Annotated in this window: 4 protein-coding genes; all 4 read right to left on the bottom strand. The window is 46.4% G+C overall.

Features of this window, described 5'->3' with window-relative positions; genetic code table 11:
- Window positions 1-581 precede the first annotated feature (581 nt).
- The 4 genes from U5K34_RS16120 to U5K34_RS10040 all read right to left on the bottom strand — a co-directional run bounded on the left by U5K34_RS16120 (window position 582) and on the right by U5K34_RS10040 (window position 7087).
- Entirely contained in the window at window positions 582-827 is a 246-nt protein-coding gene (locus U5K34_RS16120; RefSeq protein ID WP_416224074.1) for a DUF3987 domain-containing protein, read from the bottom strand.
- A gap of 1423 nt (window positions 828-2250) precedes the next feature.
- Complete coding sequence (locus tag U5K34_RS10030) at window positions 2251-2454, bottom strand: hypothetical protein (RefSeq protein WP_322568252.1); 204 nt, start codon at window positions 2452-2454, stop codon at window positions 2251-2253.
- 203 nt (window positions 2455-2657) lie between these two features.
- The gene (locus U5K34_RS10035) at window positions 2658-2888 is read right to left on the bottom strand and encodes a hypothetical protein (protein ID WP_322568253.1); all 231 of its coding nucleotides are present in this window, start codon (window positions 2886-2888) and stop codon (window positions 2658-2660) included.
- A 3632-nt stretch (window positions 2889-6520) separates the two neighbouring features.
- Complete coding sequence (locus U5K34_RS10040) at window positions 6521-7087, bottom strand: hypothetical protein (RefSeq protein WP_322568254.1); 567 nt, start codon at window positions 7085-7087, stop codon at window positions 6521-6523.
- Window positions 7088-10429 lie beyond the last annotated feature (3342 nt).

Raw genomic sequence — 10429 nt, forward strand, 5'->3', positions numbered from 1 at the left:
TGTGTCGAAAATCGCGAGTCTCTACTGACCCGTGGATGGGCCCCTCGCGGGAGGACCCCGGACGGCCCGGGAGGTAACCAGGTAGGGGTGAGAAGTGAGTTTTCTTTATGAAACATTAGCAGGGTTAGCAGGAATAGCAGGGTCACCGGGTGGCCGTATGCCAGTGCTGATACCAGATCAAAGAATAAAATAAATGATCGATCTTTTTAGAGTGGCTGCCATTGTTGCGTATTGTGAATGATAGGCATGCTCAGGTAAGCCTTTGTGGTTATCGGGGTGTCCAGCCGCCGAAAAATAGCAGCCCGGTTGCGAAGACCTGCTAATGTTCATTGGCCCACCCCATCGAGCAGCCAGGGATTCACAATATTTAGTTTCTTTTTGTTCTGCGCTTCTTGTCGCACATGGCACACCTCGGGCTGCATCAGCTCAGCGATAGCAGCATCCCGGCGGTTCTTATCACGCAGACGGTAGGGGCCGAACTGCAAGATATCGGACAGCCGATGCTGCCTGCAGGAGATGTGTATCATCAAGGTGAGGCCGACCCTCTGTCAGCAGCCACCGGCTGAGTAGTTCGGCGTCACTCAGTTCCTGAGGTTTACTGGCATCTGAAGACAGGCGCAGCGCCTCGTGCAAATGCCAATGGGATGAAGGCCATACCCCGGACCATACCTCATTGACCTGCCCGCCTGGTCTTTGTTCTGCCACACATGGAAAACGCACGCGATCCGGGCCGCATTCTCCGCGCTCTTTGCGCCTACATCAGCCACCAGGGAATAATCACCAAACTCCCCGAGCTCGCGTTCGACTTGGTTGTGGCACCGCGCCAGACCTCTAAGGCTGCAGGCAGGATGGAAGGGCTGGTGGTTTAGTTTGAACGCTTACTCATTTACAGGCAATACTACGGATAATATTTCCCGGTACACGATCATCGCGCATCCGTTCAGGTGAGTTAGTCCTTGAGGTTTTTTTGTACAGCGGCTCCCCATCGTCGAGGCCGGGATAGGCAACCAGGCAACGGGCGATAGTCCCAGGCTTCGCCCTCCTTTCTCGCTTATCGCATCCAGAAGGTGAGGTTGCATCATTAATGATATAGATACCCGCCTACCTGTAACCTGTCCTCCCTTGGCCTGCTTTCGGTACATCCATCGCATTTCCTGTCCAGGCGATCCATGACCACATCCCGTTGGCGTTGTGATCATTGGCAAAAACCTTTGCTGCCCGCCACAATGCCGCCCCTGTCACTCTGGATGATGGCGGTAGGCCAGCCAGTCGCCAGGGCACCAATCAGGCCCTCGTGAGTAGCGTCCTCGTACCATAGGTGAGGGTATAGGAAAACCACATGGTCGAGGCCTGGCCGTGTTATTCTTTCAGTCGTTCTTCAAGCTGTTTAATATCATCGTGCTTGTTCTTCGATCTGAGTTGCGGCTATCTGATCCGCTACTGCTTCCTTTCTTTTTTCGAATAGTTCCCTGGATAGCTATGGCCTGCACGTTATCATGCAGCAGCTCATCACGCTTTTGCTGCCATCTTTTTTGCGCCGTGCCCAAAGGCTCTATCTGCTCCAGTCTTTCGCTCTCCTGAAGCGCCAAAGATAAGAAGAAGAAGTGAAGACAATCCTTACCAATGGGTGTCTCGCGCTACATCTGCAAGGCCTTGAGTTGGGAGAGCCATCTGTCCAAGAGCCGACATTCCGAACGTTAAGCGGTCGCCGTCCGTACGCCATTCCTCCAGAAGCCAACCATCCTGTCTGGCTGGAGGATCTACTGGATAGGGCCTGGTTCTCTGGCGTGGCGCGTAATCTCGCCTGGCTCCGTCCAGTCCGGTAGAGGACGGCCTTTGCTTCTTGATTTTGCTGGCATCTTCCGGGGAGATGGGATTACCTGCCGCCCGATCATGCGCTGCCATATCCAGCACTGTTCTCTGGGTAGCGTCGTCTTTCTCTGGGTGTGGCGTCGCCGCGCCTGTCGCTGCTGACTGGTAGGCCCCGGCCAGAGGCCGCGCTTTCTCAATTCAGCCGATATGGCCTTGAAGTCACATCCTGCAAAACAGTGGAGAATAGGCCCGTTCTCGCCATCTGAATTGAAGGCTGGATTTTTATCCTCATGCGCCCGCACAAGCCATATATCCCTGACCTGCCTTTTTTTCCGCCAGCGCCTTAGCTATCGCTCGCCGCGCTCATTCATGCCGGTTATATGCCTGCATTTCAATTTCCTGCTGTTCTGCCGCGTCCTGACGGCGTATATGGTTGCTTTAGGTATGGGAGTGGCGCAGGCGGGCACCGAGGCTGTGAAACCAGCTCTCAGCATCCTCACGAGTAATTAATGGTTTAGAGCGGACGTAGACGACTTTTGGCCCTGTGCCGTCCTTTTGTAGCTCATAGAAAGTGGTGCGGGAGATATTAGCCCAGTCGCAAAACTGGCTTACAGTAAAACTGCCTCGGTCAATCGCGGTCATTGTTGTTTCCTCTTGGGTTTTTACAAACTCTAGGGAACAGCTAAAAAATGGGATCAGGTTAGAGACGCGGTGTTAATTAGGTTATTTCGGGCCGCGTTACTTGAGGGGTGTATCCAGGGTAAGTGATTTATATGAAGTATCTGGGACGAGAGAGTATCTGTCTTTTGCCTCCTGCCGCATAGCTGTGCCTTCCAAGAGTTCATTCAGTCCGCTTTCATAATACCTCGCTGATGCTCTTCATATTTATCTTGGAGTGTGGAGCTATCCAGATTAGGTAGCGATACCTCTGTCTCATTCCAGTTCGTATCATGTAGACTGGCAGCGACCATTTCAGAGGCCGCTATATTGGTTAAAGAAAAAATCACTTTAATCCTATGAATTTCCAGCATAAGGTTTTGCAATACTTCTTCTCTAAGAGCCTTGGCGCATGGCATTCAATTGCCCCTTTCGCTTCAGCCCCATTGCTATTATCCATTGATTATTTTCGATGCATTTTCTCTTGGTGCCAATCCTTCAAGGAAGATACTAGCCACTGCATTACGCTCAGGGATAGAGGCCGGATTCATGGCAAGAAATAATCGATATTGATGGCGTGCACAGGATTGCGAGATTATAAAATTATTGGGCTGGTAATCAGGTCATTGGGATATTTCGGCTCACCGGTCACATCCATTCCGTAACAACCAAAACGATAGGTTGCTACGTTGTTGTTCTCAAATCAAGCTCGGCATCGCTCAGTGGATGCTTAACGAATGCACGTAGATGCTTTTTCATCGCTTCGACCTGGTTGAACATATTTCGCCCATCAGCTCTTCAAGAATTTTCCGATGTTTTTCAATCATCTTGATTGATGTCCCGCAGTTTTCCGCCACGACCTGTATATTGACGCCGGCCAGTAGAGCGCGGCTGATATGGGTATGGCGCAGGGCGTAGAACGTCGTTTCGGTGGGGAGTCCTGGCTTTTTTCATAATAGCTTCCCGCATAGGCCGCTGTTGGTGGGCGCGCCGGTATGGTTTCGCCGTCTTCTCTGATATGCAGGTAAGCCGCCGGCAGCTTGTCTTTTGCCAGTGCCTTGAAGTGGGTAATCGCGGTATCACTGAGGTAGCAATCCCGCGCGCCGGTTTTGCCGGACAGGTGTAGGGTGCCATGGCGGGGGTCGTAGTCCTCGACCTTCGCATTGACGCATTCACCATACCGGGCGCCGGTGAGAAGGGTGCTTTTTATCAGTTCATGGAACCAGCCTTCTGTGGAGTGAGAGCGCTAATTTGTCCATCCGACAAAAAAACTTTTCGTGCCGTGCGATATCCTCTAACCTTATGCCGCCAGGCTTTGTCTGTGCCATGATATCTTTTCGGTAGGCCAGATTAAGGGCCGCTTTGAACGTGCTGAGCAGTTGTTTTGCTCTGGTCCTTGGACTTTCTCACGTCGTCTTCATCGTCGGAGATCCTGATCAGGGAGTCCCGCCACCTGGTGACATCTTGCATGGTCAGTTTTGTTAGCCTCATATTACCAGGAGGGGGAGGCGTGTATAATCGTTGCCGTGCGTCTGTCGCTGAAAGGGAGCCGTATTGTCGATTTGCGGTGTTCGATATAGTCATCGATGGCGTGCTTGATCGTGTACCCGCTGAGCGTTGCGCCGCCAAGAGTCCGGAGCCAGTTCCGGGCCTGTCGCTGGGCTTCGTCGAACCGGCTTGTATCGGATACGTGGAGAGGGGCCGAGCGATTCATAATGCTGGTTGCCCTCATGATCACGCCATCCAGCAACCCAGTTCCTCCTGACTTTGTCGAAGCGCGATAGCCGATATAACAGCCCGGCCTGCTTTACCAATACGGCTCGCGGCGCGGCGAGAGCTTCTCACGCGCCGTCTTGGTATCGATTCTGTTGCGGACGTGTTTCACCGGTAACACCTTGTACGGAAAAAGTACGAAAACGATACAACAGCTGAGAACAACAAGCTAACACAAATCAATAAAAAACAACCTCTTACTGTTTCGTGCGCGTCCGGGAACATGTGTGGCATTATGAACTTTTATGGTGGCAACAGGGGTTCGAAATCCCTTGGGGACGCCATACAATCCCCTGCTGATAAGATGAATCGGCATAGCTAATCTGGCATGTCAGATCAGCGGGATTATTATTCGATGCGATCGACGCATGAGTGAAGGACAGTTTCAAGACTGTCCAGTTCCATTACTGACAATTTTTGTGCGAGTACTTCGAGCCGAAGTCTTCTGACTTCCTGTTCGGATAGCATCGCCGCGGATATGTGTCGCGGCTTGGTATTCGCGCTCGAGAGTAAGTCGAACTTTCAGCAACGATTGTTTTGCGTTTCTGCTCAAGCTGATCAACCCTTCGCAAGGCAGGGAGTGGGATCAGAGAGTTCTTCTGCGTTTTCCAGATTTCCGTCGATCTGCCGGGTGCTGGTCATTTATGTTGACGTAGGTCTTCAGCAGGATCTATCCGACGCCGGCTAATAAAAATGCGAAGTTCTTCGTACATCGAGAGCTACGAGTTTCCTCAGATTCTAGATCCGCTTCCACTCTCGACTGACTATGAATTTTCAAGCCATGCCATTTGTATTTTCTTCCCGGTTGTACGATAGAACCCACAGCCATCACTGTGCCAGTTTGAACCATGTGGAGTTCTCAGGATGGCCGGTTAGTAGGTTGGTAGTGCGTAGAGCTTTCGAGTGAAACTTTTCTTCTCTAAAGTTGTTTTAGTCAGGGTCTCCGCTTCTTTCAATCCGGCGATGAGAGCTTCGTGAGTGTTATGTTTGATTTTCCATTCTTCGCGAGGACGGCGTTTGTTGCCGCCTTTGTATCGTTCGCCCTTATTGAATTCGTTATGAATGTTCCATGTAGTATGGCCAGCGTAGGTGAGTGCATTATACTCAATTCCGATTAAACGATGAGTCCAGATAAGGGTAATTGCAATCTCTGTTTTTAAGAACTTCTTCGGGAGCGACCTTTCGCTCGCTCTTTAGGTAACGCTTAATAAGCGGAGCGTTCTCGTCAGGTTTGAGTCTTTGACTTGGAAACTGGTTTTCCGTCACGATGAAGCGCCTGTATAAGGTTTTTGCCGTAGTTTGTAGCCAAATGGAGGCCTTCCGTACACGGAAACCCTTCTCAATATTTTCAGCCATACCAGAAATACCCTTTTCTCTCGACATTAGGCTATGGACTTCATCCATCGCCTCGAAAAGAGATTCGACTGAGAGTTGCTGTGATGGGATCCAGGTCAGGAAGTTTCGATAATATATAATTTGTATGTCACGTTTCTTGCATTCATGTTTAAATGCCTGGGCAAACGTATCGCCTACGAGAAAGGCGAGATGTATCGACCACTAAAATCAGTTTCGATTCTCTGCTAGGTTCCTTCAGATCTCTCCAGAAGCTTTGAAAAGCTGGGCGATTCTCGTTTTTCGCTGATTCAACGACGTCAGTATACTCGCCGAGTGTTGTTTAACCCTTTTTCTTTAGCTAATTTCTCCAGCTCCCTTTTCTGTGCGCTGACGGGCGACACCAGGACCTATCTGTTACCTTGATCTTAGATACAGAACGGCTTTGTTTATCATCTTTCAAACCTTTTTGACTTCTTCTTCAAAGAAAAAAGTGCCATTAATCGTATTCCTTGCTGGGGAGGTTTTCCCGATTGATGGAAGCATTTTTATATCGCGGCTGGTTTTTCGTTTTCCGTTGGTATTATTTTGTTTGTATTCTTTTGTCAGTGGCGGCCCTTTGGGTTAGGGCTCTGATACTGATCGACAAAAAATTACCCTTGACATTCAAACGATATTTGCACCTATTTTAATCATAAAGAGCGGTTTTTCAATAGTGGTATGTATAGCTATTGAATCGCACACTTTTATACAGAGTTGTGCAAAATGTTAAGTAGATTAAGTTCGATTCCTGGGTTTACTCTTATAGCATGTAGCGCAGATGTCAATATAACTATTACTGCGTTCATTACGTTCGATTTTCGCAATCTAAAGTAAAGTAGTATTCATGATTATATATCTTGTTCGAAGGTTTAATATATAATCTCATCTGCTGTTGCATGGGCTTTTATACCTCCCCTATTAATCCCGAGCTCATCGAAACTCGGTGTAGATGGATTTGACAAAGGATATCGAAAGGAAGATCCAGGCTGGCAATTATTTTAATCAGTGATCTGGCAGTCTTATCATTTGGCAATACAAACGTCATTCTGTCAAACCAGTAATACTGTCCGTCATGTTGTGTCATATAGCCGTCTTCTGAACGTAAGAAGTCGCTTGGCAACAGATAGAAGTTGATGAAGTTGCTCCTTGCTTTTGGGGTATTTTCAACCTCAACCCAACTAATTCCACCCTGTGCTTCGACCAGGGCGTCGGGAATTTTCCTGCGCGCTATTTCGTCATTTTTGTTTTGGCGGACATTTATTTCAGGCAAAGGCGCGATACGACGTTGTCTCTCAAATTGGGTGCAGGTTCTGTGTCCTAGAAGGTGATAATCAATCACATATGCATTAGCTATAAACCGGTGCGTCGGCTTGTCAAACGTAAGATCGCGATGGCCTCTCGAGCTTACATTTTCATAGCCAAGCTCGCGCAAAATAGCAGCCCCACGCTCTCCTAAAACATCCAGAGACAACCTCCAGTATTAAGGCGTCTCTGTAATACTGTTTTGTTGTTTTCGAGGCGGCGTAACGGTACGCTGGGCCATGCGCATACCAGGTAAGCTTTTCCTGGCGAATGAAGGCGTGCGAGTTCACGCGTTGGCAGTCCTCCAAAGCGGTTGTAGCCAACTGAAGCACTCTGTGCTCATTGTGCTCGCTGATTAGCCGTCCGTCTCGAGAAGATGCGTATGTCATGACCAGTATAGTGACTGGCGTGACATGCGCTGTGCCCCGTGCGCACGCCCATACACCCCTCATATCCCTGAGGGGTGTATGGGCGGTATGGCGGCCGCTTAGGCGGCCGCTACGCCAGCGAAAAAGCTTAACGCCCTGAACGGGCTCGGCTTTTCCTGCTGCCTCAGCTGGACGCTGAGGCTGGCGGATTACATCGGGTGCTGCGCGGCGGTTCCCGCCGCTGGCCTGCGGCTTTACCGGGTCGCGCTAAGCGCCCACCGTTGGTGGTTGCCAAGCGCGAACGTTCGCACTCCGTGCTCACTCCTGGCAAACCCGGGAGGCCAGCGCCGTAACGGCCGCGGCACCGGGGCTTCGCCCAAAAACGGGCCCGGCCTTGGGGCCGGGGCTGTCCGTTCTGGCTTCCCCCAGCCCTCCAGCGCTCGGCGCTGGAGGGGGCTTCGGGCTGCACGCCCTGCGCCACCGCTTCGCGGCACCCCGCGGCCGCACTCTGTGAGTCCCCTGTTTGGCGGCGCCGGCTCCGGCACATTAGTTGATACGAAAAGTGCACCTTAGAAGGTGTACTTTTTGTCTGTGTTTTGTGAACAAATTTTGTACGTAATCTGAATGCATTAGTGAGTTGGTTATTTGTTTGCCAATATCATAACAATGTGATTCATAGATATATGATGTACAAACCTATGACTTAAAACTCAGCGCGAGTGACTGATTAACTTCATTACCAGTTCGTCCTGTGGGATAGCGAGGTGTTCGACGACGCGAATATCGATGTTCTCGAGACAGGGATTTGTGCGCTCATGGTATTGGTTTCCAAGGTCGTAATAACCTGAAGAGTTACCCGATAGCGGTAGTACGGACTGATAGGTTAATCCTCTGAATAGTGCAACGAAACTTCTATTAGTGATTTGACGATTCGATTTATGTATTGATTCAAAACTGCGCAAAATTTGACAACAGATAAGTGGTTTCAGGCATTGGTTATTAAAAAGCCGATTTTCTCAAAAATATTTTTTGTTCCGAGTAATCGGCATTAATTTGATCGGTATTTTTAGATGAATTCTGTCGCTGATTATTGTTCGGTTCCTATAAAATCTTTATTCCCCATCCAGTCGCCAGTTTTTGTGTAGAATTTGTAGCAATTTTTGTATTCCCTCGGGGTACAGGGGGGCAGGATTTATGCCACTATGTAGATATAGCTGCAATTCTTTCTGATTTTTAAAGCTTTAGTTTACGCAAAACTTTTCTTGCTTTGCAAAAGGCCAGAGATTTTTCAGGTTTTTTGTGCCCGTCATTGCTGTTTTGTGTGTTCTTTTCTCTTTTACGATTTATTTCGACTTAATTCCTTTTTGGGATGACTTTTTCAGGCGGTTTCTTGTTGCGCTGTGGTTATTCTGGTAATTGGCAAGACCTGAAGAATCTTTTTTTAAGTAAATTGTGTTTAGTATGTTGGAGGCCGTTAGATTGTTTAAATTCTAATTCTCTTGTGTTATTAGTATTTTATCTTGCATCAATTAAAATACCATGTTTTTTTAGTTTGATTGAAGGTTGATGCATAGATTTTCTTCATAATTATTCCACTGCGACATATTTAGAGTTAACAGAAACAAGGTAACCTGAAATTCTTTTTTGCGATACTTCCTTTTCCTTGAAATCTTGTCTTTTTGAATACTGTTCTTTCCTTCTCCCTTCTACTCCGTGTGGTCATTCTGCAATACCTTGATATATATATTATATTTATCTAGGAAAAGTCACATCGGGACGGCCTTTTTGGTTTGTATTCATAGGCATGGGTAAATCCATGTCATATAAAAATTTAATATTTTGGTGAGAAAGGCAGTTTCCCAATTATCATCATGTCATTTATATGCTATATTATTAATTTTTAATAGTCAACATGCGTATACCAGCCATATTTATTTATAATCTCATCCTCAGTCTTTAGATTTAACTTGTTTGTGAAGTGCGTCATTATGTATTTTTAGATTGTTAGGCTTTTGTAGTTAACGCAAAGAGCAATGATTTCTACGTTATATTATCTCCATGCCTTGTCTTTTTGGTGATGTAGGCTGATTCGTCTTATAAAGGACTTAAATCTTGATTTAGAGCTCTTTATATAGAGTTTATGATCAATTTTCACATAGTTCAGTTCTATACTATTTTTTTGTTCCTTTTATTCTTGCTTATGAAGCAATTCATAAATTAATATTACGTTTTGATTTTGGTGGTATTTTTCCATTTATTATACCGTCTTTATTAGTATTCCGACAAATGTCTTTTTTATCCTCATTGTTGTGCTATTGCGTTTAACGGTAATCTTGTCTAGACCTGTAGCTTCTGATATAGCTTTTATGCTTACTTGGTTTTTATATAAGTATTTATTCATTTTTTTTTGTTTTAATTATTTATAATAAATTTAGCAAATACCTCGATCTCAGTTTTCGGGTGAGTTGTGATATATGATTTTAATTCAGACAAAAAGTTATCCAGGCGGTCGTTTTGTTCTAACACCACTAGTCGATAAGTTAATACGATAATAAAAGTAGTGGTTTTGCTGCTTTTAAAAAGAAGACGTAGACTTGCAAAAATCGTAGCTGTGGTTTACAGTTTGTATACTAATCGCCAGTTAGTACAAAGTATTCCCATCTTGCATAGCAAGTCCTGCCTTTCCTGTTGGCAGCCTAACCTCAACATATCATCATATTCATACATAAAGACTGTAGTCAACATGGGCTCGATAAAATATTTTTGAGTGTATAAATATAAAAAATCTTTTTACGTTTCACTTACTGCTAGATGCTCTTATTTGTACTTTCTACTGTTGGTAAGTTGTCAAATATCTAGTTTTTGCTCATTTACATAAGTCATCAATCAAATGTTACCTCCATCTGCTATGTCAATGTCTATTCACTTCAATCTACAGCGGTAAAAATATCGCAATGGGTATTTATATATCTTCTTCTGTTGTTGACTTGATTGGGGAAGAGGAATTAGAAATGATTGACTAAAATTGATTGGCGTCTGAGCTTAACCGCTTACCTTATGATGGTGTTATTTTATACATCGTGAACACTTTTGCCAGCTGTCTGTAGTTTCTTATCCATGATATACATGGGGTTAGCGTTGAG

Origin of the sequence: Thiohalophilus sp. (assembly GCF_034521165.1) — a bacterium.
Classification (GTDB): domain Bacteria; phylum Pseudomonadota; class Gammaproteobacteria; order UBA6429; family Thiohalophilaceae; genus Thiohalophilus.

Bases quoted from the DNA above. Each gene is read 5' to 3' on its own strand.
- U5K34_RS10030 (WP_322568252.1), bottom strand. From the start codon at position 2,454: ATGACCGCGATTGACCGAGGCAGTTTTACTGTAAGCCAGTTTTGCGAC.
- U5K34_RS10035 (WP_322568253.1), bottom strand. From the start codon at position 2,888: ATGCCATGCGCCAAGGCTCTTAGAGAAGAAGTATTGCAAAACCTTATG.